This window comes from Thermodesulfomicrobium thermophilum DSM 16697, assembly GCF_059568695.1.
In genome coordinates this window covers 62,626-85,890 of sequence record NZ_JCANTW010000013.1, presented here as the reverse complement: position 1 = coordinate 85,890, position 23,265 = coordinate 62,626, and the positions used below count along the sequence as shown (strand labels likewise).

Annotated in this window: 17 protein-coding genes, 1 tRNA gene and 1 pseudogene; 13 read left to right on the top strand and 6 right to left on the bottom strand. The window is 64.7% G+C overall.

The window, feature by feature from the left end; all coding sequences use genetic code 11:
* The first annotated feature begins 12 nt into the window (after positions 1-12).
* From BR00_RS06175 to BR00_RS06120, 12 genes are all read left to right on the top strand, one after another.
* Positions 13-987, top strand: a complete 975-nt coding sequence (locus BR00_RS06175; RefSeq protein WP_496476717.1) for an ABC transporter ATP-binding protein — start codon at positions 13-15, stop codon at positions 985-987.
* 13 nt (positions 988-1,000) lie between these two features.
* On the top strand, positions 1,001-2,014 hold the full coding sequence (locus BR00_RS06170; RefSeq protein ID WP_496476716.1) for an ABC transporter ATP-binding protein: 1,014 nt from the start codon (positions 1,001-1,003) through the stop codon (positions 2,012-2,014).
* A 170-nt stretch (positions 2,015-2,184) separates the two neighbouring features.
* The gene (locus tag BR00_RS06165) at positions 2,185-3,111 is read left to right on the top strand and encodes an aspartate carbamoyltransferase catalytic subunit (RefSeq protein WP_496476715.1); all 927 of its coding nucleotides are present in this window, start codon (positions 2,185-2,187) and stop codon (positions 3,109-3,111) included.
* An 11-nt stretch (positions 3,112-3,122) separates the two neighbouring features.
* A complete protein-coding gene (locus BR00_RS06160; protein WP_496476714.1) occupies positions 3,123-4,409 on the top strand; it encodes a dihydroorotase in 1,287 nt (428 codons plus the stop codon).
* Complete coding sequence (locus tag BR00_RS06155; protein ID WP_496476713.1) at positions 4,394-5,779, top strand: sigma-54-dependent transcriptional regulator; 1,386 nt, start codon at positions 4,394-4,396, stop codon at positions 5,777-5,779. The genes BR00_RS06160 and BR00_RS06155 overlap by 16 nt, the downstream gene beginning before the upstream one ends.
* A 34-nt stretch (positions 5,780-5,813) precedes the next feature.
* On the top strand, positions 5,814-7,130 hold the full coding sequence (locus BR00_RS06150) for an HD domain-containing protein (protein WP_496476712.1): 1,317 nt from the start codon (positions 5,814-5,816) through the stop codon (positions 7,128-7,130).
* A 5-nt stretch (positions 7,131-7,135) separates the two neighbouring features.
* Complete coding sequence (rlmN, locus tag BR00_RS06145) at positions 7,136-8,188, top strand: dual-specificity RNA methyltransferase RlmN (RefSeq protein WP_496476711.1); 1,053 nt, start codon at positions 7,136-7,138, stop codon at positions 8,186-8,188.
* Positions 8,175-8,552 (top strand): phosphoribosyl-AMP cyclohydrolase, encoded by a 378-nt coding sequence (hisI, locus tag BR00_RS06140; protein ID WP_496476710.1) that lies wholly within the window; start codon positions 8,175-8,177, stop codon positions 8,550-8,552. Before rlmN ends, hisI begins: the two co-directional genes overlap by 14 nt.
* Complete coding sequence (gene hisG / locus BR00_RS06135; RefSeq protein ID WP_496476709.1) at positions 8,552-9,430, top strand: ATP phosphoribosyltransferase; 879 nt, start codon at positions 8,552-8,554, stop codon at positions 9,428-9,430. Before hisI ends, hisG begins: the two co-directional genes overlap by 1 nt.
* Positions 9,431-9,469: 39 nt before the next feature.
* Positions 9,470-10,225, top strand: coding sequence for a tetratricopeptide repeat protein (locus BR00_RS06130; RefSeq protein ID WP_496476708.1), 756 nt, complete (start codon positions 9,470-9,472; stop codon positions 10,223-10,225).
* The gene (locus BR00_RS06125) at positions 10,143-11,549 is read left to right on the top strand and encodes a B12-binding domain-containing radical SAM protein (protein WP_496476707.1); all 1,407 of its coding nucleotides are present in this window, start codon (positions 10,143-10,145) and stop codon (positions 11,547-11,549) included. Before BR00_RS06130 ends, BR00_RS06125 begins: the two co-directional genes overlap by 83 nt.
* 7 nt (positions 11,550-11,556) lie before the next feature.
* A complete protein-coding gene (locus tag BR00_RS06120; RefSeq protein ID WP_496476706.1) occupies positions 11,557-14,040 on the top strand; it encodes a 2-oxoacid:acceptor oxidoreductase family protein in 2,484 nt (827 codons plus the stop codon).
* A 127-nt stretch (positions 14,041-14,167) separates the two neighbouring features.
* Here BR00_RS06120 and BR00_RS06115 read toward each other — a convergent pair.
* From BR00_RS06115 to BR00_RS06100, 4 genes and pseudogenes are all read right to left on the bottom strand, one after another.
* Positions 14,168-14,243: transfer RNA gene (locus tag BR00_RS06115), tRNA-Thr, on the bottom strand.
* Positions 14,244-14,281: 38 nt separating this feature from the next.
* The gene (locus tag BR00_RS06110) at positions 14,282-14,788 is read right to left on the bottom strand and encodes an HD-GYP domain-containing protein (protein ID WP_496476934.1); all 507 of its coding nucleotides are present in this window, start codon (positions 14,786-14,788) and stop codon (positions 14,282-14,284) included.
* A pseudogene (locus BR00_RS06105) lies at positions 14,722-15,156 on the bottom strand (hypothetical protein); the annotation flags it as partial. The pseudogene BR00_RS06105 and the gene BR00_RS06110, both read right to left, overlap by 67 nt.
* A 698-nt stretch (positions 15,157-15,854) precedes the next feature.
* Positions 15,855-18,749 carry an insulinase family protein gene (locus BR00_RS06100; RefSeq protein WP_496476705.1) on the bottom strand — a complete coding sequence of 965 codons (2,895 nt, stop codon included), beginning with the start codon at positions 18,747-18,749 and terminating at the stop codon, positions 15,855-15,857.
* 120 nt (positions 18,750-18,869) lie between these two features.
* Between BR00_RS06100 and galE the strand changes: the two genes are divergently transcribed.
* Positions 18,870-19,847 carry a UDP-glucose 4-epimerase GalE gene (gene galE / locus BR00_RS06095; protein ID WP_496476704.1) on the top strand — a complete coding sequence of 326 codons (978 nt, stop codon included), beginning with the start codon at positions 18,870-18,872 and terminating at the stop codon, positions 19,845-19,847.
* On the opposite strand, the gene alr is transcribed toward galE, so the two are convergent.
* A complete protein-coding gene (gene alr, locus BR00_RS06090; protein WP_496476703.1) occupies positions 19,844-20,962 on the bottom strand; it encodes an alanine racemase in 1,119 nt (372 codons plus the stop codon). The genes galE and alr overlap by 4 nt on opposite strands.
* Positions 20,959-23,259 carry a GspE/PulE family protein gene (locus tag BR00_RS06085; protein ID WP_496476702.1) on the bottom strand — a complete coding sequence of 767 codons (2,301 nt, stop codon included), beginning with the start codon at positions 23,257-23,259 and terminating at the stop codon, positions 20,959-20,961. The genes alr and BR00_RS06085 overlap by 4 nt, the downstream gene beginning before the upstream one ends.
* Positions 23,260-23,265: the final 6 nt, after the last annotated feature.

Here is a 23,265-nt window from a genome sequence, read left to right as displayed (position 1 = left end):
CCTGCGTCCCCCATGAACCACGAATCCTCGGCACTCCTCCAAGTCCGTGACCTGTGCGTCGATTTCAAGCTCCGCACCGGCCCTCTTCCTGCCGTGCGCCACGTCAGCTTCGACCTCGCCAAGGGCGAGCGTATGGGCTTAGTGGGCGAATCCGGGGCCGGCAAGTCCGTCACCGGCTTTGCCCTGCTCAATCTGGTGAGCAAACCCGGACATATCGCCTCCGGATCCATCCTCTTTGAAGGCCAAGACCTGGTAGCCCTCTCTCCGGAAGCGATGCGCCAAATCCGCGGCAACCGCATCGCCATGATCTTTCAGGATCCCATGATGACCCTGAATCCAGTGCTGACCATCGGCACCCAGATGGTGGAGACCCTTCAGGCCCACTTCCCCATGAGCACGGCCGAAGCCGAGGCCTTGGCCCTGGAAAAACTGCGCCAGGTGGCCATCCCCTCGCCGGAAAAGCGCCTGCGCCAATACCCGCATGAGTTTTCCGGCGGCATGCGCCAGCGCATCGTCATCGCCATCGCCCTGCTCACCTCTCCGTCGCTCATCATCGCCGACGAGCCGACCACCGCCCTGGATGTCACCATCCAGGCGGACATCATGGAGCTTTTGCTGCACCTGTGCGAAACAGAGCACATGGGGCTTCTGCTCATCACCCATGACCTGGCCGTGGTCTCCCAGGTCACCCAAAAAATTGCCGTCATGTACGCCGGAGCCATCGTGGAGATGGGCCCCACCGAAAACATCGTCCGCGCCCCCAAGCATCCCTACACCCAAGGACTCCTCGCCGCCCTGCCCCAAAACGCCGCGCGCCGCGGTCGGCTCAACCAGATTCCCGGAACAATGCCCACGCTCTCTCGCATTCCTTCAGGGTGCTCCTTCCACAACCGCTGTCCCAAGGCCGCGGATATCTGCCGCACGACTCCCCCCCACGTGCACCCTCTTGCCGACGGCACGGCAGTGGCCTGCCATCTCGTGGACTAAAAGGAGCACTGCCATGAAGACACCTGTACTGGTAGAACTCCATAACGTGGTCAAACACTTCGATATTTCCGGCGGCTTTCTGGACCGCATCTCCTGGCGGAACGGCAAACTCACCCAACGCCGCACCATCGTCCATGCGGTCAACAATGTCTCCTTCTCCATCCATGAAGGGGAAACCGTCAGCGTGGTGGGAGAATCCGGATGCGGCAAATCGACCTTGGCCCGCACCGTCATGCGCCTCTATCCGCCCAATTCCGGCGAAATCCGCTACCGGGGCGAACGCATCGACAATCTCTCCCGAAACCGCATGCGGCCGTACCGCACCAAGATGCAGATGGTCTTCCAGGACCCGTACGCCTCCCTCAACCCGCGCATGCGCATCCGCGACACCATCACCGAGCCCATCCTCTTCCACAACCCGCATCTGTCCGCGCACGAGGCCGCACAGCGGGCGGCAGAAGTCATGGAACAGGTAGGCGTCAACCCCGACTGGGGGGACCGCTTTCCACACGAATTTTCCGGCGGCCAACGCCAGCGAGTCTCCATTGCCCGAGCCTTGGCCGTGGACCCGGAGTTCATCGTCGCCGATGAACCCATCGCGGCCCTGGACGTGTCCATTCAGGCGCAGATCCTCAATCTGCTCATGGACCTTCAGGAACAACGCGGCCTGACCTACCTCTTCATCAGCCACGACCTCTCGGTGGTGCGCCATATCTCCAACCGCGTGGCAGTGATGTACCTGGGATGTCTCTGCGAGCTGGCGGACGCCGAAGAAATCTTCCAGGCCCCACGCCACCCGTACACCCAGGCCCTCATCTCCGCCATTCCCAAGATCGGCGCCACAGGCTTTTCCCATGTAAAACTCACCGGCGACGTGCCCACGCCCATCCACCTGCCTTCCGGCTGCGTGTTCCACGGCCGCTGCCCCCACGCCCGGGAGCGCTGCCGCCAGGACATCCCCCGGCTCCACGCCCTGCCCTCCGGCACGCACGTGGCCTGCCACGGGGTGGAGGAGGGGTGGATATAAGTCCTGGACGGCCACGTCTCTCTCGGCTAGAAAATTTTGCGGAGGAACGCCGGACCCAGTATCCGCCCAGTGCCATGATTCTTCGAAAATCCGCTGAACTTTTCAAGCCAACGGGGCCCTTCCGCAAGTGGAGGGCCCCTTTTTTTTCGTCCTAGCCCAGCGAGGTCCCCATGCAATGGCCCCATAAAGACTTACTCGACGTCTCTCAGCTCACCACCGAGGAAGCGCTCTTTCTCTTGCGTACGGCCGAACGCTTTGCCGAGATCAACACCCGCCCCGTCAAGAAGGCGCCCATTCTCAAAGGCAAAAGCGTCGTCCTCTTCTTCGCCGAGCCCTCCACCCGCACCAAGGTCTCCTTTGACGTTGCGGTCAAGCGCCTGTCCGCTGACAGCTTCAGCATCAGCGCCTCCACCAGCTCTCTGCAAAAAGGCGAAAGCCTCAAGGACACGGCCCTCACTCTGGAGGCCATGCGGCCGGACGCCATCGTCATCCGGCACCGGGCAAGCGGCGCGGCCCAGTACCTGGCCGAGCGACTGCGCTGCGCGGTCATCAACGCCGGCGACGGCCAGCACGCCCACCCCACCCAGGCGCTGCTCGACACCTTCACCCTGAGCCAGGCCTGGCAGGGGGCGTTCGCCGGCAAGGTCGTCTGCATCCTCGGCGATATCGCCCATAGCCGGGTGGCGCGCTCCGGCGTGGACCTCCTCTCCCGCCTGGGCGTGCGTGTCCGCCTCTGCGGGCCCCGCACCCTGCTACCCCCAGGGGTGGCCAGCTGGCCCGCCCAGGTGTACACCGACCCTGGCGCGGCAGTGGCCGGGGCGGACGCCATCATGTGTCTGCGCCTCCAATTGGAACGCCAGCAGGCAGGGCTTCTCCCGAACCTTGCCGAATATGCCCGACGCTTTGGTCTGTCGCGTGCGCTGCTCGCCAAGGCGGCCCCGGGGGCCGTGGTCCTGCACCCCGGTCCCATGAACCGGGGAGTGGAAATCGCCGATTCTGTGGCCGATGGCCCTGCCAGCCGCGTCCTCGGTCAAGTGACCGCGGGAGTGGCCGTGCGCATGGCCGTGCTCCACTTGCTTCTTACCCGCAAAGCCTAAAGGAGAATTCCATGCTCACCTGGATCATCCGCCATGCCCGTCTGGGCGATGCGATCATAGATCTTGCCGTCCAGGCAGACCGCATCGCCGCCATCGCCCCGGCAGAAAGTCTCCAGGCCGAGGATGCGCGCGTCCTGGAGGCGCACGGCGCGCGGCTGCTGCCGAGCCTCATCGACGCCCACGTCCACCTGCGGGAGCCTGGATTCGAATACAAAGAAGACATCGCCTCGGGCCTTGCCGCTGCCTTGGCGGGCGGCTTCGGCCAGGTGATGGCCATGGCCAACACGAACCCGGTCAACGATTCGGCCACGGTGACCACCTTCATGCTGGAGCGGGCCCGTGTGAGCCACCCCCACGGCCCCTGGCTTCGGCCCATCGGCGCCCTGACCAAGGGCCTGGCCGGCCAAGAGCTGGCGCCTGCCGGCGAACTGGCGGAGGCAGGATGCGTGGCCCTCTCCAACGACGGAAAACCCGTGGCCTCCACGGAGATCCTGCGCCGGGCCATGGAGTACGCCGCCGACCTTGGACTTATGGTCGTCGACCACTGCGAAGACCCCGCGCTGGGCGCTGGCGGCGGCATGAACGAAGGCGCGCTCTCCGGCCGCCTGGGGATCAAAGGCATCCCGGACGTCAGCGAGGCCATCCAGGTGGCGCGGGATGTCCTCTTGGCGAGCTATCTCGACATCCCCATCCACCTGGCCCACATCAGCTGCCGCGCCTCGGTGGAGATCATTGCCCAAGCCAAGGCCAAAGGGGTGCCGGTCACGGCCGAGACCTGTCCCCACTACCTGGTGTGGGACGAGACCATGGTGGAGGGGTACCGCACCGCCGCCAAGGTGAACCCGCCGCTGCGCACCGCCGACGATGTCCTGGCCCTGCGCGAGGCCGTGCGCACCGGAGTCATCGACATCCTGGCCACGGACCACGCCCCGCACGCGGCCCACGAAAAAGACGTCCCCTTCGATGAGGCGCCCTTCGGCATCAGCGGCCTGGACACGGCCCTGGCGCTCACCACCCTTTTGGTGCGCGAGCACGCGCTTTCCTGGAGCGACGCCGTGCGTCTCTGGGCCGAGGCTCCGGCGCGCATCTTCCGCCTGCCGGAAGCACGCATCGAGGAAGGCGCTCCCGCCAATTTCCTCCTTCTGGCGGAAGACGCCTCCTGGACCGTGTCCCGACAAACCATGCTCTCCAAGAGCACCAATACCCCGGCCCTAGGCATGGAACTCCCTGGCCGGGTCGTCGCCCACTTCCTCGGCGGCCAACTCTTGTTCCACCGCACGCCATGGCCCGCATCCTGATCGTCGATGATGATCTCAGCCTGCGGGAGGTGCTGGAAATCGCCCTCTCCCGCGCCCGCCACCAGGTGCGCCTGGCCGCGGACATTGCCTCGGCCTGGAAGACCCTGGAGCGGGAGAGTGTGGACCTCGCCCTGGTGGATCTGCGCCTGGGGACGGAAAGCGGCCTGGAGCTCTTGCGGCGCATGCACGAGGCCGGCCTGCCCACGCCGACGGTCATGATCACCGCCTATGCGGACACCAAAAGCGCCATGGAAGCCATCCGCCTCGGCGCCCGGGATTACATCCCCAAACCCTTCGAGCTGGACGAACTCCTGCTTCTCGTGGAACGCACCCTGGAAAGCGCCCGCCTGGAGATGGAAAACGCCCTGCTCAAAGGGGAGCTCCACGACCGCTACGGCACGGTCATCGCCCACTCCCCGGCCATGGGCCACGTGCTGCGCCTTGCCGAACGCATCGCGCCCACGCCCATTTCCGTGCTCATCACCGGCGAATCCGGCACGGGCAAGGAGCTCATCGCCCGCACCATCCACCGCCAAAGCCCCCGGGGGGGCGGGCCGTTTCTGGCCATCAACTGCGGCGGCCTCCCGGAGCACCTGGTGGAGAGCGAACTCTTCGGCTTCCGCAAAGGGGCCTTTACCGGCGCCGATCGCTCCAAAAAAGGCCTGGTGGAAATGGCAAACGGCGGCACCCTGTTTCTCGACGAAGTGGCGGAACTCACGCCAGCCATCCAAGTCAAACTCTTGCGGTTTCTCCAAGAACGCCGTTTCCTCCCCTTGGGATCCACGGAAGAGTGCAGCGCCGACGTGCGCATCATCGCCGCAACCAACCGTCCGGTGGAGGAGGAAGTGGCCCAGGGGACCCTGCGCGAAGACCTCTACTACCGCTTGAGCGGCATGCGGGTGCATCTCCCGCCGCTGCGGGAGCGCCAAGAAGACATCCTTCCCCTGGCCGAGCACTTCCTGCGCCGGGCCTGCGCCGAACAAAAACGCTCCATCGAGGCCTTTTCCGAAAGCGCCCGCGCCAAACTCCTCTCCTACACCTACCCCGGCAACGTGCGCGAGCTGGAAAACATCGTCGAGCGCGCCGTGGCGCTGGAGACCGGACGAGTCATCCACCCAGAATCTCTTATTATTTACGAGACCTGCCCCCATCGTGCCCACGATCCGGAACTCTCCCGCCTGTGGAACGGCCAGATCAACCTCGATCAATACCTCCTGGAGCACGAGCGCTCGATCCTCCACGAAGCCCTTGCCAAGACCGGCGGTCACAAAGGCAAGGCCGCGGAACTCTTAGGAATCAGTTTTCGGCAGCTGCGCTACCGCTTGACCAAGACCACAGAAAAAGACGAAGATTCTTTCTCCGGCCCGTAAGCCGGGACTTCGTTCGCCCATAAGGAGCCTTCCCATGCCCCAACCCATCCGAGACGCTGCATCGCTGTGCAAAACCATCATGCGCAACGGCTACGACGCCTACGTCATTGGCGCCGCCCTGCATGAGCGCCTCCTTGCCCACTCCAAAGACGCCACCGTGGATATCTGCACGGATTTGGACATAGACGGCCTGCGCGGCCTCTTTCCCGAAATCAAAGCCGCCGACGGCCCCATGTTCGCCACGCTCACCCAGGGAGAATCCATCTTCCACTTCTATGCCGCCGACGTCCTCGACGCCTCGCATCCCGAGGTCTGCGTGGCGCAGCTCACCCCGCGCATGATCCTCGCCCTGCAGGAATGCGAAGAATTCCCCCTTTCCGTGGCCTGCCCCTACATCCCGCAACCCCGAGACACCTACGACGGCTTCGAACCTCTGGATCGCGGAGTGGTGCAACTCAAGGGCATCCCGGACGAAACCCTCAAGCACGACTACTCGCGCGCCATCCGCGCCCTGCGCTTTGCCGCCAACTACCACCTGCCCATCGAGGACAACACCTGGATGGCCTTGGTGCGCGCCTCCCGCCGCGTGCTCGACTACGTCTCGGTCACGGACATCATGGACGAATGGCGCAAGGTGGAGGCGGAAAACATGTGGCGCTTCGTCCAACTGCTTTTCGACACCATGATCCTCCACGGCCTGGTGCCCGAGCTCGCCGCCTTGTCGCGCATTTTCGAAACCAACGACGAAGACCGCACGTCCGTGTGGCAGCATACGGTGGCGGTCATGCGCCACTATCCCGAGGAACTCCCCTACGACTGGTACGGCACATTGGCGTGCCTCTTCCACGACTGCGGCAAGCTCTACACCGGCGAACGCGTGGGCGAGCGCATCACCTTCTACCAACACCATCGGGTGGGGGCCAAAGTCGCCCGCAAGATCCTCAAACGGCTGCGGTTCAACACCGACGAGGTGGACCTCATCTGCCACTTGGTGCGGCACCACATGCATTTTCATTTCATGCTCACCGACAAAGGCATCCGCCGCTTCAAGGCCCTGGACGAGTACCCGCGGCTCATCGAGATCGCCCGCGCCAACATCAAGGCCCGCGACGGCGCCTACACCGAATTCAATCACAATATGAAGATGCTCGACCGGGCCGATATCCGTGAAGAGCTGCTGGAACCGCTGCTCAACGGCAAGCAGATCATGGATATCGCCGGCATCAAGCCCGGCCCCGCGGTGGGGCTCATCCGCGACAGCCTGCTCCAGGCGCAAATCTCCGGCGATGTCACCACCGTGGACGAGGCGGTGCAATTCGTCCTGCGCTACAAGGAGCACAACCGCCTGTAGTGGCCATGGACACCCCGAATCTCCTGGGCTTCACTCTCCCCGAACTGGAGGACTTCGTTGGCGAACGCGGGCATCCTCCGTTTCGGGCACGGCAGCTGTGGCAATGGCTGTGGCGCCGCGGCCAGCTGGACTTTGCGGCCATGACCAACTTGGCCAAGGCCCTGCGCGCCGAACTCAGCGCCACGGCGAGCGCACGTTTGCCGCACATCGCCCAAGTCCAGCGAAGCCAGGACGGCACGGTCAAATTTCTCCTCACCCTGGAAGACGGGGCCCAAGTGGAAACCGTGCTCATCCCCGATGACGACCGTTTCACCCAATGCCTGTCCTGCCAAGTGGGCTGCCCCATGGCCTGCACTTTCTGCGCCACCGGGACCATGGGGCTTCGGCGCAACCTGACCGGCGGCGAGATCGCCGCCCAGGTGCTTGCCGCCCGCCTCTGGGCAGAGGAAAACGTCCCGCAAAAGCCCATCACCAACCTCGTGTTCATGGGTATGGGGGAACCCTTTCTCAATTGGCCCAACGTGCGCCGCGCCCTCCACATCCTGACGCATCCCGAGGGGCTGAACTTCTCCCGCCGCCGCGTGACCCTTTCCACCTGCGGTATCCCCGGCACGCTGGAGCTTCTCGCCGAAGAAGACCTCGCCCTGCCGGCCATCTCGCTCCATGCCCCCACCCAAGAACTGCGGGCGCGCATCATGCCCAAAGCCGCGCACTGGGAGATCACCGAGCTCGTGGCGGCGCTTCGCCGCTACCCCCTGCGCCCCCGGGAGCGCATCACCATCGAGTATCTGCTCCTTGGCGGGGTCAACGACACTCTTGCCCACGCCCGGGATTTGGTGCGGCTGCTGTCCCACCTCAAATGCAAGATCAATCTCATCGCCTACAATCCCACGCCCGGCGCGGTCTACCAGGCCCCCGCCCCCGACGCGGTCCTCGCCTTTGAAGACCTCTTGCGGCGCAAAGGCTTCACCGTGACGCTGCGCAAAAGCAAAGGCCAAGACATCGCCGCGGCCTGCGGACAACTCGCCACTCAAGGAACAGCCCATGCACAAACCTGATTTTGCCAAGTGTGGCGGCCTCGTGCCGGCCATCGCTCAAGACGTCCATACCGGCGAAGTCCTCATGCTCGCCTACATGAACGAGGCCGCCTGGGAGGCCACCCTCGCCACCGGACAGGCCCACTACTACAGCCGCAGCCGCCAGACGCTCTGGCATAAGGGCGGCACTTCCGGACACGTGCAAAAGGTCCACGCCATCCGCCTGGACTGCGATGCCGATACCGTTTTGCTCGTGGTGGAGCAGGTGGGCGGCGCCGCCTGCCACACCGGCCACCGCAGCTGTTTCTATACCGAGCGCCTGCCCGATGGCTCGTGGCGTGCGTGCTCTCCTGTCATCTTCGATCCCAAGGAGGTATACAAATAATGGATGAACCCCGCTTGCGTCTGGGAATCCCCAAGGGTTCCCTGGAAGAGGCCACCGTCAAACTCTTTGCCAAGGCCGGATGGAAAATCACCTCCCACCACCGCAACTACTTTCCGGAAGTGGATGACCCTGAACTCTCCCTGGCCCTATGCCGGGCCCAGGAAATGGCCCGCTACGTGGAGTCCGGAGTGCTGGACGCCGGGCTCACCGGCAAGGACTGGATCCTGGAAAACGAGTCCGACGTCGTGGTGGTGGCGGACCTCATCTACTCCAAGGCCAGCAACCGGCCCGCGCGCTGGGTGCTCGCCGTGGCCGGCGACGCCCCCTACCGCCGCCCGGAAGACCTGGCCGGCAAAAAGATCGCCACGGAATTCGTAGGCTTTACCCGCCGCTACTTTGCCGAGGCCGGCATCCCGGTGGAAGTGGAATATTCCTGGGGCGCCACCGAGGCCAAGGTGGTGGAGGGACTCGCCGACGCCATCGTGGAGATCACCGAGACCGGCACCACCATCAAGGCCCATGGGCTGCGCATCATCGCCGAACTCCTGCAGACCAACACCCAGCTCATCGCCAACAAGAAGGCCTGGGAGGACCCCTGGAAGCGCCGCAAGATCGAGATCCTCAATACCCTGCTCCAAGGGGCCTTGCGCGCCGAAACCATGGTGGCCTTGAAGATGAACGCGCCCGCGGACAAAGTGGATGCCATCATGGGGGTTTTGCCGAGCATGAACGCGCCCACGGTGGCCCACCTCTACCAGTCCGATTGGCTGTCCGTGGAGACGGTGGTGGAGCGCCGCCAGGTGCGCGACCTCATCCCCAAGCTCCTTGCCGCCGGGGCCCAGGACATCATCGAGTATGCGCTGAACAAAGTCATCTAGCCGCTGGGAGGGGATTCCCTCCCAGCCCTGGAGGAACCCATGCCCGCCGTCTGCTCTCGCATCCTCCTCATCGCCCTGCTCATGCTTGCGAGCTGCGCCCATATGGGCAGCGGATCCAAGGAAGTGTCCTTACGGCTGGACCTCGCGGAGGCGTACATCGCCAACCGCAAGCCCCAACTGGCCATGCAGGAACTCGTGGCCATTGCGGACCGGGCCGAAGGCCTCAAGCGCTACCACTTCGACCTGGGGCTCGCCTACTTTGCCCTGGACCAGGTGGACGACGCCCGCAAGGCCTTTGCCCGCACCGTGGAAATCGACCCGGAATACGGCGAAGGCTGGAACAACCTCGGCCGCGTCCTCGAAGCACAAGGCAAATGGGAGGAGGCCAAGGCGGCCTACGAAAAGGCCATCGCCATCCTCACCTACGCCACCCCGGAGCTGGCGGCCACCAACCTCGCCCGGCTGCTGCTACGCCACGGCCAAGCCGACCAAGCCGAAGCCATGGCCCGGCTCGCCATCCGCCGCAACTGGCTCTATACGCCCGCCTATCTCCTCCTGGCACAAATCCAGGAAGGCAAGGGAGACCTCGCCGCCGCTCAGGCCACCCTGGAGGAAGGACTCGCCGCCAACCTCAATGCCGTGGCCCTCAAACTCGCCCTTGGGGAAAACATCCTCCGCCAAGGCAAGACCGCCGAGGCCAAGGCCCAGTTTCATGCCATCGTCAAAGACCATCCCGGCACCCCAGAGGCCAAAGTGGCCCAGGATTACCTGGACATCCTCCCCGAGGGCAAATAGCCCCCGCATCCTGGGCATCAACCCCTGGATCCACGACTTTGCCGCCTACGGCCTGTGGTCGCGACCGGCAGGGCTGCTCGCCGCCCTCTCCATGCTCTCCCAATGCGGCTGTTCGGTGGCTCTCATGGACACCTTGGAGCGCACCTGGGCTGACATCCCCTGGCCCCGCCCCCGACCTGATGGTCGTGGCCCTTATCCCAAGACGGAGATCCCCAAGCCTGCGGTCCTCGCCCAGGTCCCCCGGCGGTTTTGCCGCTACGGCCACGATCCGGCGCGGGTGGAAGCGGCCCTGGCCGCCCTCTCCCCGCCTCCGGACCTGGTGCTCGTCACCTCCATCATGACCTATTGGTATCCGGGTGTGGACGAAGCAGTGCGCCTGTGCCGACGCCTTTGGCCCCGGGTGCCGGTGGTGGTGGGCGGCGTCTATGCCACCCTCTGCCCGGAACACGCCCGGCGCCTGGAGGCGGATCACTGCATCTGCGGCCCCCTGGAAACTCCGGAGAATTGGGCCGCCTTGTGGCGGCTTTTGGGGGCTTCCGCCCCGAGTCTCCCGGACCATGCCGGACTGCGCCTCGCCCACGAGCTCTACGCGGCCCCGGATTTCGGTGTGCTCCTCGGCTCCCGCGGCTGTCCCTTTGCCTGCGCCTACTGCGCAAGCCGACTGCTTTCCCCGGGATTTCACCAGGCGCCGGCACGTCTCGTCCTCGAGCGCCTTAGGAGCCTACACGCCCAAGGGGTCCGCCATGTGGCCTTCTACGACGACGCCCTGCTCGTGGCCCCGGAAACCTGGCTCTGGTCGGCGCTTGCCTGGTGCGCCGAACACCACATGACCCTGCATACCCCCAACGCCGTGCACGTCCGCGCCCTGACCCCTGACGTCTGCCGGCGCCTGTGGCGCGGCGGGGTGCGCACCCTGCGCCTGGGCCTGGAGACTCTGGACTTCAACCACCGCCTTGACGCCAAACTCACCCTTGAGGAATGGGGACAGGCAGTGGCCGCCCTGCACGCGGCCGGGTTTGAGGCAAGGCATGTGCGCGCCTACGTGCTCTTTGGCCTGCCGGACGAAGACGACGACGCCACCGCGGCCACCATCGCCGAAGCAGGCCGCTTGGGCATCCCCGTGGAACTTGCGTTCTACTCCCCCATCCCGGGGACGCCGCTCTTTGCCCGAGCGGAGCGCGTCTCGCCCTGGCCCTTGGCCGAAGAACCCCTCACCCACAACAACTCCCTCTGGCCCTGCCGGCCCGGAGGCTTTTCCTGGACCGAGGCCGCCCGCTGGAAAACCCTCGTGCGCCAAGTCCAACGCAACCCCAACCCCCAATGAGGAAGCCATGACTTTTTCCGATCTCTGCGACGCACCGAGCGGCACCCCGGTAGTCCTGCAAGGCAATATCGCCTTCGCCCTGGGGTGCGTGCGTGCCGGCATCCATGCCGCCGACGGCTACCCCGGCACCCCGAGCACCGAAGTCATCGACCGGGGGCTCTCCCAGGTACAGGACCGCATGATCGTCGGCTGGTCCGTCAACGAGGCCGTGGCCGTGGCCGTAGGCTTTGGCCACACCCTGGCGGGCAACGACTGCGTAGTGACCATGAAGATCCCCGGCCTCTTCCAGGCCGCGGACGTCATCACCAGCAGCGCCTTCTACTGCGCGCCGCGCGGCGCCCTCATCTATTACATCGCCTCGGACTACACCCCGAGCTCCACGCAACACCTCCTCGACCCCAAGGCGCTGCTGCGCAGCTGCGGCATTCCCATCCTCGAACCGCGCACCCACCAGGAGCTCCACGAATCCGCCGGACTCGCCGCGGACATCAGCCGCCGCTTCCATACGCCGGTGGCCATTCTGGCGAGCGGCACCCTGTGCCATTGTGAAGGCTTGGTGCGCCTCATGCCCACCGCCACCCGGCCCAAGGCGGAACTCAGCGAAGGCTTCCCGCCCTTCGTCACCCTGCCGGCCAAGGCCCGCGTGGCCTACGACCGGATCCTGGCCGAACGCCTGCCCGCCCTGGAGGCCGCGGCCGAGGAAATCCTGCCTCCTGTGCGCCTTGCCGGGGACCGGCCTCTCGGCGTCATCACCCACGGGGTGAACCTCCTCCACGTGCAGGAGGCCTGCCAGCACCTCGGCATCCAGCCCCATGTGCTCGCTCTCGGCCTCACCAACCCCCTGCCCTGGAAGAGCATCGAAACCTTCGTTGCCCAGGTGAAGGGCCCCATCCACGTCATGGAAGACGGGCAGCGCTACCTGGAGGAGCTCCTGCAAAGCCGCGGCATCGCCGTATCCGGCAAAACGCCCACGGATCCCACCACCGAATGGAGCCCGGCCACGGTGGCCGCCCGGCTGGGGGTGGATCTTCCCCGCGCCGGCGTGTCCATTGCGCCGGTCCCCCGGCCGCCGCTCATCTGCCCAGGCTGCCCGTACCGCCTCTTTGGGCTCATCGTGGGCAAGATGCGGCGCAAAGGGAAGCTCGACGCCGTGTTCGGCGACATCGGCTGCAACACCCTGCTCCACTTCCTCGGCGCCATGGACACGGTCCTGGCCATGGGCGCAAGCGAGGGCAAACGCACAGGGTACGTACTCGCCAAACCCGAGGCCGCGGGCCGCTGCCTCTCCGTCCTGGGCGACAGCACCGAGTGCCACAGCGGTATGGATGCCACCCGCAACGCCCTGTTCCGCCACGTCCCCGGCGTCAAAGTCATCCTCGACAACAGCTGGACCGCCATGACCGGCGGTCAGCCCGCGCCCACCTCACCCGTGAATCTGGCCGGACAATCCAATGTCTTCGATCTGGAAGCGAGTCTGCGCGGCCACGGCGCCACGGTGCACACCGTGGACGCCTACGACAAGAAAGGCATCGAAAAAGCGCTCCAAGACGCACTGCAAGGGGCTGCCGACGGCGGCTTCCACGTACTGGTAGTGCGCGGCATGTGTATCCGCAAGGTCCCCAAAAACCGCATGCAGACCCGCGTCACCGTGGATGCAAAAGCCTGCGTGCGCTGCGGCCTGTGCCAGATCTGCCCGGGACTCACTGCCGACGCCGAGGGGCTGCCGCAGGTGACCCCGCAATGCTCGGGTTGTGCCGGCAACGTGCCGGCCTGCGCGCAGATGTGTCCTACCGGCGCACTCTCCGCCCACACCCCCGAGGCGTGCGGGCGCACCGGTTGCGTGGAGATCCCCGAAGCCCCGGCCGCCCGGGAGCTTTCCCCCTACACGCCGCTGCCCGAACGCCTGTCCGTGGCGGTGCGCGGGGTGGGCGGCCAAGGGAACCTCTTCTTCGGCCGGGTCCTCACCCAGCTGGCCTTCCTTCTGGGCTACGAAGGCGCCAACATCGTCAAGGGCGAAACCCACGGCATGGCGCAGATGGGCGGGCCGGTCATCAGCACCTTTGCCTGCGGCACCACCTGGAGTCCCGCCCCCTTGCCCGGCACGGTGCACTGTCTGGTAGCCATGGAACAGGCCGAAGTGCTGCGCCCCGGTTTTGTGGATCTCCTCACCCCGGGCGGCACCATTCTCATCGCCCCCACGACTATCCTGCCCGGGGGCATGCAGCCTGAGGACTATCCCTCGCGGGAACGCATCGAGACCGCACTTTCGGCCTTTACCGTACGCTGGGTGGACGTCCAGGCCGAGGCCCTGCGCCTGGGCGACGTGAGCGGCCGCTCGGCCAACGTGGTCATGCTCGGCGTGCTCTCCACGCTTGCGCCGTGGAATAGCTTCCCGGTGGACTACTGGCTGGAGGCCCTGCGCCGCGTGGCCCCCAAGCCAGAGGTCTGGCAGATGAACCACGCCGCCTTCCAAGCCGGCCGCTGTTTGTAACCAGACACGCTGTGGGCAGCATGCGGCCCGGCCTCCGCGCGAGGTTGGGCCGCGCTTGGAAAGCCCTTGAGGCCACGACAAAAACGACGCCCCCTGGAGCAGCACTCCAGGGGGCACGATTGTTCAGTGGAGCCAGGAATGGGACTTGAACCCACGGCCTGCTGATTACGAATCAGCTGCTCTACCAACTGAGCTATCCTGGCGGAAGAGAAGCCGCTCTTATGCGCAGAACCCCAAGCCGTCAAGAGCCATTCTGAAGACGCGCGCGCAGGGCGCAAAACGCCGGCACATCGTCCAAAAGCAGGTCCACCAGGAACGGATCGAACTGGCGGCCGCGCTGCGCGGCCAAATACTCCAGCGTCTGCGCCAATGACCAGGCGGGTTTGTACACCCGCGGGCTGAGCAAGGCGTCGAAGACATCCGCCAAGGCCGTGAGCCGGCCGAAGATGTGGATGGACTCTCCCGCCAGTCCTTGGGGGTAGCCGCTTCCATCCCAACGTTCGTGGTGTTCCAAGGCGATGATGGATGCCGCGCGCAAAAGGCGGCGTGACGACTTGGCCAAAATGGCATGACCGATGGAGGTATGCCTTGGATGACGGCAAACTCCTCCGGCGACAGGCGGCCGGGCTTGAGCAGGATGGCATCGGGGATGCCGATCTTGCCCACGTCGTGGAGCGGAGTCGCCCGGCGCACCAAGTCCACCACCTCTTCGCCAAGACCGGCCTTGGCCGCCAAAAGCGCCGCGCATTCCGCCACCGAACGCACATGATAGGCGGTTTCTTTGGAGCGGGTCTCCACCACATCCCCCAGGGTGGCGATGATCTCCCCCTGGGTTTCGGTGACTTCCCGGTGCAAAAACACGTTGTCCAAGGCCAGGGCAAGCTGCAGGGCAAGGGTATCCAAAACCTGGCGCACCACCGGGGACACGGGCGCGGAGAACTCCGCCACCACGGCCACGCCCCCGTCCACAAATCGGGCCACGAACCACGCCTCTTCCACCGCAAAGGCGCCCGCGCACGCCGCCAGACGGGTGCTGGCCTGCTCGAGCCACGGCCCGGTCACCCCGTTGCTTGCCACGATGGGCTCCACCCCATGGGCGCCCACACGCCCTACCATGGCGCACACCCGGCACGCCGCGGCCTCAGCCACACTCTGCACCGTATCCAAGGCCGCGGCAGCAAATTGGGCCTCGGTGCGCAGGGCGAGCATACGGCTCGTACCCAGAGCCAAGGCGGCCATGCCGTCCCGGGCCAACGCCAGAGTCTGCATCTGCTCGTAGGCGCGCAAGGCCGCGGTGAGCGAGGTCATGAGCTTGAGCTCGCTGAGCTCCGCTTTTTGCTTGTAGTCGTTGATATCGTAGTCGAGGACCACGGAACGCTCCGGGGCCCGTCCAGGCTGCCCGGTCCGCAGGATGATGCGCACTTGAGAGTTGCCCAGCTCGTCGCGCACGTAGCGCACCAGATCGAGTCCGGCCTGCTCGGTCTCCATGACCACGTCCAAAAAAATGACCGCAATGTCCGGATGCTGGGCGAGCAGGCCCCGGGCTGCGGCCGCGCTTTGGGCATGGAGGAAGCAAAGCCCCCGTCCCTGGAACCGGTATCCCTGCAAGGCAAGCTCGGTAATGCGATGCACGAATTCGTCGTCATCCACTACCAGGACCTTCCACGGCGGCCCCTTAGGCCCCTCGTCCTCCGGCCCCTCGGCGGCGAATACCAGTGGTTCTTCATCGGCATGCATGACCGGCTCCATTCAGTAGTGCCCAACCGGGTGTATCATAGCGATACACTGAAGCCCCGCCTCTGTCCAGGAGCACATCACGCCAAACGTTCCACGTTATCGAAGACCACCCCTTGCGCCTTCGCTCCGTTGACGCTGTCTTCGCCCCCCAAGACGCACACACACCCCTCGGCCTGCTCCATGGCGGCAGCCAAGGACGCCAACGACTCGGACGAAACCGCCAAGACCTCGTCTCGGACCTGTTGGAGAATGGCCGTGGTCGTCCCGGAGAGGTGGCGCGAAAAGGCGGCAAAACCCTGGGCATCGGGCAGGAGACACGGATCGAGATCCCCGCTCACTCCGATGGCGGCCTGCTCCAAGGAAGCAGGATCCGCACGCCGCAAGGCCGTAGCCGCAGCGGCAAAGGCCTCAAGGGTGGAGAGGACATTGGGGTCCCGGTACGAGCCGAAATGGAGAAGCCCCGTCTGCCTTCCCAAAGAACAAAACGCCCCATAGGCCCCGCCCACAACCCGGACCCGCTCCCAGAGCCAGCCGGTGCGCAAGAGCTTGCAGCCCACCAGACCGGATCCATGGAAGTGGTAGCCCGCCTGCGCCACCGGCAGGATTTTGCCCACGTGGTTCACCTGGGCCGGCAGAAGAAAGGCCTCGCTGCGCGGGGCGTGCGGGAGAGGCCACACAGCGGCCGAAGAGGCGCCTGGCGCAAAGCGCTCCGGCAAACGCAACACGGCGGACTCTACGCGCGCCAGCAGGCCGCCGTCTGCAGTGAGATTGAGCGTCACCCCGCCCTGACGCACCACTGCCTGGCGGATACGCATCAGGGCAGCATGAATCTCCTGCCAATCCGTATCCAGACGCGCCACGAGACGACGAACAAAGCCAAGGTACGCAATGCCGCCCATGTGCTCCTGCAGGGCCTCGGCCGGGTGATAGAAACTGCGCAGGCGCGTGGCGACGAAACGGTGCCCTGCAGGCACCAAGGCGTGTTCCAAAGCGGCCTTTTCCTCCAAGAGGATCTGCCGGAAGCGCTCCCGGTCGTCCAAGCGGGCATCGAGAAGGGCTTCGGCGATGATGTCGAGCATCTCCGGCACGCCGCTGGCAAGGGCTTTGGCGCGCACCAGCATGCAGAGCACCGCGTGGCCGTCTTCATGGAGAAAAACCGAAGGACGCACGACGACTCCACCCGTGTGCCGGTGGATGCGTGTGGCAAAAGCGGCATAGTCCTGCCGGCTGGTGCCTGCCTCAGTGGCAAGGCGCGCCCACAAGGGGAGATACGGCACCAAGTCCCACGGTACGCCTGCAGCATCCAAGGCAATGTCCAAATAGAAGACGCCGGAGGTCGGGAGCTCATGGATCAAGGCAGGGACCGCCGCAAGCTTGCGGGTGGGGACGTCTCGCACTGCCCGCTCCACGTCCGCCAGCGTCAGCCGCGGGATGCGCGCCAAGTCCTCGGGGGCGTCCGGGGCTTCCTGGCGCTGCCGCAGGGCCTGGGTGCGGGCGGCAAGCTCGGCGTCGGAAAGGGAGCAGGCCGCACGCAGACGGGCGATGCGCTCCTTTTCCTCGGCCGCCAGTTGGGCGCCGTGGCCACTGCGCGGCACCAAACGCACGTCCGAGCCATGGCCATTGGCCACCAAGGCGCGCTCTACCAGCGAGGAGAACACCGGTTCGCCTGCGGCCAGGCGCTCCTTCAGGCGGGCAAGGGGGGCTTCAAAGGCTACGTTCTCCAAAGGATCACGGTCGTAGAGCCAGGAAGTGAGCGCCCGGAGCATGGTGATGAGTCCCTGAGGGTACGCACCGGTATTGCGCTCCCGCAAATCGAATTCCACCGAGTGCAGCGCCGCCTCCACCACTTCGGGCGCAAAACCCTCATGAGCCAGGCGGCGCAGGGTCGTTTCCACCAACTCCACCACGGCGTCCAAACGCTCTTCCGCCACCCCTTTGAGGCCCACGCTGAAATAGGGCTGCGCCAGCTCCAATTCCATGCCGCAGCCGAGCACGTCCTCGCCCAGGCCCGATTCCACCAGGGCCCGACGCAAAGGCGAAGCGTCCATCCCCAAAAGGGCCTGATCGAGGATGCGCAGGGCAAGGCGCGTCTCCGCCATGGAGGAAAAGCCGAGATCCTCCGGGATGAGCCAGCTGCGCAGCACCATGGCCCGCCCCGTGCCATCGGCCTCGAAGGGGAAGACCTGACGCACCAGCCTCGGACGCAGCGGCTGCAGCGGGATGCGGGAATCGATCGCAAGCGGCGCAAAGGCATCGAGGTACGGGGCGAGCAAAGCAAGGCGGGCCGCGGGGTCGTCATCGCCGGAGAAAAAGATCCAGCTATTGGCCGGGTGGTAGTAGCGGCGATGAAAATCCGCGAACGCCTCGAAGGTGAGGTCCGGGATCACCGCCGGATCGCCGCCGGAGTCGAAGGCGTAGAGGGTATCGGGAAAGATGGAGTGCTGGGCCCGCTCCATGATGCAGGACTCCGGCGACGAGTAGGCCCCTTTCATCTCGTTGTACACCACGCCCTTGATGGTGAGCTCGCCACCAGGGGCGGGGAGATCCAAATGCCAGCCCTCCTGCTCGAACACCTCGGGACAGAGGCGCGCAAAGAAGACCGCATCCAGATAGACATCCACCAGGTTATAGAAATCTTTGAGATTTTGACTTGCCACCGGATAACAGGTCTTGTCCGGATAGGTCATGGCGTTGAGGAAGGTCTGCAGCGATCCCTTGAGGAGCTCCACAAACGGCTCCTTGACGGGATATTTCCGCGAGCCGCAGAGCACGGAGTGCTCCAAGATATGGGCAACGCCCGTGGAATCCGTAGGAGGGGTACGGAAGGTAATGCCAAAAACCTTATTGGGATCGGCATTGCGAAGCGAGAGGATGCGCGCGCCCGTGGAATCGTGACGAATGAGGTCCACATGGGAGGCGATCTCCGGGACAACGGTTGAATACACCAGAGTAAATCCAGGAATGATGGACATGGAGTCTCCTTATAGCGCAAAAGTCCGACCCCGCCCAAGGGCCATAGAGCCGTTTTCCTTTGCAAGGCCGGCGCCTTCCTGTAAAGCCCTGGGCACACATCCTACATCGAGGAGAAACCCATGCCTACCGTGCTAGTCACCGGCGGCGCCGGATATATCGGCTCCCACACCACCCTGGCCTTCACCCAGGCCGGCTACGACGTCATCGTGTACGATAACCTCTCCACCGGCCGCGCCGAGGCCGTGCTCCCACCGGCACGCCTGGTGGTGGGGGATTTGGCCGAAACCGCCAAACTCGCCACACTCATGGCAGAATCCCGCTTCACGGCGGTGCTCCACTTCGCCGGCTCCATCATCGTGCCCGAGTCCGTGGAAAACCCCATCAAATACTACAAAAACAACACCACCAACACCACGGCCCTGGTGGAACTCGCCCTACGCCACCGCATCCCCCACTTCATCTTTTCTTCCACCGCCGCGGTGTACGGCATCCCAGAGGCCGTTCCCGTCACCGAAGAGGCCCCCACCGCGCCCATCAACCCCTACGGCCGCAGCAAGCTCATGAGCGAATGGACCATCTTCGATGCCGCCGCAGCCCACCCGCACTTTCGCCCCGTGGTTCTGCGCTACTTCAACGTGGCCGGGGCAGACCCAGGAGGGCGGCTTGGCCAATGCACCCCGCAGGCAACCCACCTCATCAAGGTGGCGGCGCAGACCGCCCTGGGCCGGCGCGAGGCGCTGTCCATCTTCGGCACCGACTATCCCACGCCGGACGGCACCTGCATCCGGGATTACATCCACGTCACCGATCTGGCCGAAGCCCACGTGCGCGCCCTGCGGCACCTGGAAGGCGGCGGAGCTCCGGGGATCTTCAATTGCGGCTACGGCCACGGCTATTCGGTGCGCGAGATCATCACCGCCATGCAAGCCGTCATTGGACACGCATTTCCGGTGCGCACCGCACCACGCCGCGCCGGTGATCCACCGGCGCTGGTGGCGGACAGCACGCGCATCCAGCGCGTCATGGGCTGGCAGCCCAAACATGACTGTATCGAGGAGATTGTGAAGAGCGCCTATCTCTGGGAGCAGCGCCTCTAGACCATGGTGCGGGGATTCATCCCAAGCAGGCAAAAAACCTCGTACGGAATGGTCCCCCACCAGGCGGCAAGCTCGTCTGCCGTAATGGCCGCCTCTCCCGGACCACCCAAGAGATACGCCCGGTCTCCAGGCCGCACCGACGGACAATGGGTGACATCTACGGCGGTCATCTGCATACACACCCGCCCGAGCACCGGAGCGCGCACTCCGCCCACCACCATGGCCGCCTTTCCGGAAAGCCCCCGCGAATAGGCGTCGGCATAACCTGCAGTTACAATGGCGATGCGCATGGGGCGGGAGGCACGAAAGGTGCGGCCATAGCTCACCGTAACACCCGGAGCGATATCACGCACCTGCAGGATGGGAGCGGTTACCGTCATGGCCGGAAGCAGCGGCGGGCAGCGGTCTTCCCAGGCCGTCCCCGCCAAGGGGTTGGCGCCGTAGAGGGCAATGCCTGGGCGTTGCATCTGAAAGTGGGCCACGGGATGGGCTACCAAGGCTGCAGAGTTGGCCAAACTTGCCGGCACAGAAAATCCCGCTGCCGCCAAAAAGGTCTGGATGGCCGCAAGCCGGGCGGCCTGCTCGGCCACGAAATCCGCGGCTTCGGGGTCGTCGGCAGTGGCTAAATGCGAGAAGACGGCCACCAGACGCAGCATGGGGGCCGCGCGCAGGGCATCCACCACATGCTCCAGCGCCTCCACAGTGAAGCCGAGACGAGCCATCCCAGTATCGAACTTGAGGATGACCGCCAAAGGCGCAGCCGCCGCAGCCGCCGCACGGCGCAAAAGCGGCCACTGCTCGGCATGGGTCACCAGGGGAACGATACCATAGTCCCGGCAGGCAGCAGCATCCGAAGCATCCTGAATCCCCAGCAAGGCGATGATCTGCGCTCCAGGCAAGGCCTCGCGCAGCGCCACGCCCTCGGCCACCGTGCCCACGGCAAAGCGCCGCGCCCCTACCCGCGCTAGGGCCTGGGCCACAGGAATCAAGCCATGACCATAGGCGTCCGCCTTGACCACTGCCACCATCTCGGGGCCTTTGTGCTGCAGGCGCAGCCAATTGCCCGCCACGGCCTGGGGAGCAACGAGAACCTGTACCGCGTTGTACCCAATCATGACTCGTCGCTGGCGGTGACTTTCTGCAGCTGCAAAATATCGAAATCACCCCGGAAGATCTTTGCGATCCCGTCCTGAACCAGGGTCCGCATGCCCGAGGCCAAGGCCATCTGTTTAATCTCGTCCGTTGGGACGCGACGGGCAATGGCCCTGCGGATCTCCGGGGTCGGCACCAGGAGCTCATGGATGCCGGTGCGGCCTTTATATCCAGTGTTGTCACACCGGGGGCACCCCACTGCACGGTAGAGCTGCGCGGTCTGACGGTCCACGCCGAGCTCCGGAAACAGCTCCGCCCCGTACTGCTCCACCAGAAACTCCCATTCTTCGTCGCTGGGCGCATACGGTGCCTTGCACGCCGAACACAAAGTCTTTACCAGGCGCTGGGCAAGCACTCCCTGCAACGCCTCGGAAAAGTTGAGCGGTTCGATGCCCATCTCGAGCAAACGGGTCAATGTCTCGGGGGCCGAGTTGGTATGCAGGGTGGAAAACACAAAATGCCCGGTCAGGGAAGCCTCCACGCCGATCTGGGCGGTTTCCAAGTCGCGCATCTCACCCACCAGGATCACATCCGGGTCAGCGCGCAAAAAGGCCCGCATGATGCGCGCAAACGTGAGCCCTATGGAGGTATCTACCTGCACCTGCTGCAACCCCGGCTGGGTGATTTCCACCGGGTCTTCCACGGTCCAGATCTTTTTGTCCGGCGTATTGATGCGCCCCAAGATGGCGTGCAAAGTCGTGGTCTTTCCCGAACCCGTGGGGCCGACCACCAAGAAGATCCCATGGGGCTTCTTCATGACGGCTTCGATGCGCCGGGCGTTGTCCGCACGCAAATTGAGCTTTTCAAAGGGCATGGTCTGACCTGCGGCAAGCATGCGCAGCACCACGCTCTCGCCGTACACGGTGGGCAGGGTGGCCACGCGCATCTCGATCTCCTTACCCTTGAAGCGGACCTTGGCCTTGCCGTCCTGCGGGAGACGGCGTTCGGCGATGTTGAGCCCGGAGAGGATCTTGATGCGGGAGACCACCGAAGGCAGGAGATCCCCCGGGACCCCCAGAACCTTGGCGCACGCCCCATCCACCCGCATACGCACCACTCCGGGTGTTCCAGGTTTGTTGGGCTCGATATGGATATCCGAGGCGCCAATAGTGTGGGCGTGAATGATCATCTTGTTGACGAAGCTCACTGCCTGCTGGCGGCTTTCCGCCGAGATGTCCTCCTCGGCGTGGCCTGCTTCGGCGGTATCCACCACATCGCCCCCCGTCTCGGCGGCTTCCAGGAATTCCGCCAGCCCAGAGGCGACGGCCTTCGCGTCCGCCTCGGAAGACTCGGCGTCCGTATATGCGGTCGCCGTAGCCGCAGCCTCGGGAAGCAAAGAAAAATCTCCCAAAAAAGCCAAGATCTCTTCCGGGAGCCCCACACGAAATTCGTAGCTCGTGGCCCCCAAGGCATGGCGGATGTCTTCCATGAGGTTGAGATCCGCCGGGTTGTGCACCAGGACCACGCAGCGCTCCTCTTCGCGCTTGAGCGGGACCCAAAAATTCTTTTTGAGGTATGCCCGGTTCATCCCCTGCAGGGCGTTGTCGCCGAAGAACTTTCCCTCGAAGGCCACAAACGGCACCTGGTAATAGCGCTCCAGCGACGCCCCGATCTCCATGGGGGCGATGCCGTAGTCCCGTCGCAGGATGACGGACACCGGCAGACCGCGCTGGCGAGCCGCGGCCTTCGCCGCTTCCAGGGCGTCGGCGTCCAAAAAGCCCCCATGCACCAGGGCATCGAAAGGCCCCTTGGGGATCTGCAGTTCCTCGTGCATCCTCCGGGCGAGCAAATCCGCCAAAAGCCGGGCAACGGCTTCATCTTCCCGCTGAAACGTGCCCTCTTTTTTGTTCACGAGTTGCAGGACCCCCAAAAAGGCATCCCCATGGGTCAGCGGCAAGGAAATGAGATTGCGGGTCACCACATTGGTGGCAGCGTCATAGCGGGAGTCAAAACGCAAGTCCGGATGGATGAGCGTGAATTCCGAACGATTCAAACTCTTGAGAAGGATGGGAATACGCACCAGGGCCGTATACCCGGCAATGCTCGAAGTAGCGAACGATAGCGTGATCACCTGTTGCTTTCCGTCGTTCCCGGAAACACGGGCAATGACTTCGGATTTGGAAGGATGCTTCCGGTACAAGCGGACCTGCTCACAACCAAAAACTTTAGGCACTTCGGTGATCAGTTTTTTCCATGCATCGTCGAAAGACGGCGCATGCAAAAGGATCTTATTGAGGGAAAGAATGACTTGGGGATGCATATGCAC